The organism is Vibrio sp. 10N.286.52.C3 (assembly GCF_041468865.1).
GTDB classification, from domain to species: domain Bacteria; phylum Pseudomonadota; class Gammaproteobacteria; order Enterobacterales; family Vibrionaceae; genus Vibrio; species Vibrio crassostreae_C.
Genome location: NZ_JBFRJM010000120.1, coordinates 1 through 793, shown reverse-complemented (window position 1 = coordinate 793; position 793 = coordinate 1). Strand labels below are relative to the sequence as shown.

At 44.1% G+C, this 793-nt stretch carries 5 tRNA genes; all 5 read left to right on the top strand.

Annotated features, from left to right (window positions below):
• The first annotated feature begins 58 nt into the window (after nt 1-58).
• The 5 genes from AB4138_RS23630 to AB4138_RS23610 all read left to right on the top strand — a co-directional run bounded on the left by AB4138_RS23630 (nt 59) and on the right by AB4138_RS23610 (nt 540).
• Nucleotides 59-134 (top strand) — tRNA-Glu (locus tag AB4138_RS23630).
• Between the two features lie 20 nt (nt 135-154).
• Nucleotides 155-230, top strand: a tRNA-Lys gene (locus tag AB4138_RS23625).
• A gap of 25 nt (nt 231-255) precedes the next feature.
• A tRNA-Val gene (locus AB4138_RS23620) sits at nt 256-331 on the top strand.
• 25 nt (nt 332-356) lie between these two features.
• Nucleotides 357-432, top strand: a tRNA-Ala gene (locus AB4138_RS23615).
• 32 nt (nt 433-464) lie between these two features.
• Nucleotides 465-540: transfer RNA gene (locus tag AB4138_RS23610), tRNA-Val, on the top strand.
• Nucleotides 541-793: the final 253 nt, after the last annotated feature.

Below are 793 nucleotides of genomic sequence, written 5' to 3'. Positions count from 1 at the left end.
AGAACTCCCAAGTTCTTCGAAGTTTGTTTCTACTTTTAAAGTAGAGATGAATTGCAGTGTCCCGTTCGTCTAGAGGCCTAGGACACCGCCCTTTCACGGCGGTAACAGGGGTTCGACTCCCCTACGGGATACCACTTCCTTCAAGAAGTAAAAAGGGTCGTTAGCTCAGTTGGTAGAGCAGTTGACTTTTAATCAATTGGTCGCAGGTTCGAATCCTGCACGACCCACCATTTCCTCCCAAGGAAATAAAATTTGGGGCGATTAGCTCAGTTGGGAGAGCACCTGCCTTACAAGCAGGGGGTCACTGGTTCGAGCCCGGTATCGCCCACCATTTCCTCCCAAGGAAATAAAAATATGGGGCTATAGCTCAGCTGGGAGAGCGCCTGCCTTGCACGCAGGAGGTCTGCGGTTCGATCCCGCATAGCTCCACCATTCTTTCTCCATGAAGGAATCAAAACTATCATGGGCGATTAGCTCAGTTGGGAGAGCACCTGCCTTACAAGCAGGGGGTCACTGGTTCGAGCCCGGTATCGCCCACCATCTTTAAGCACACTTTTCTTAGTAATAGAAAACTGAGTGTATTTAAAAATGGTTTTGAAAGTTTAATGCTTTAAAAACTCTTGCTCTTTAACAATTTGGAAAGCTGACTGATTGATTACTTACGAGTAATTCAATCAAATTTAAAAGTTCTCAATGTTTATCTGCTCTTATTTAATAAGAACGGTATAAACACAACAAACACATTCAAGTGTCTTGTATTCGATTCAAACTTAGTTTGAATCACAATTGAGTC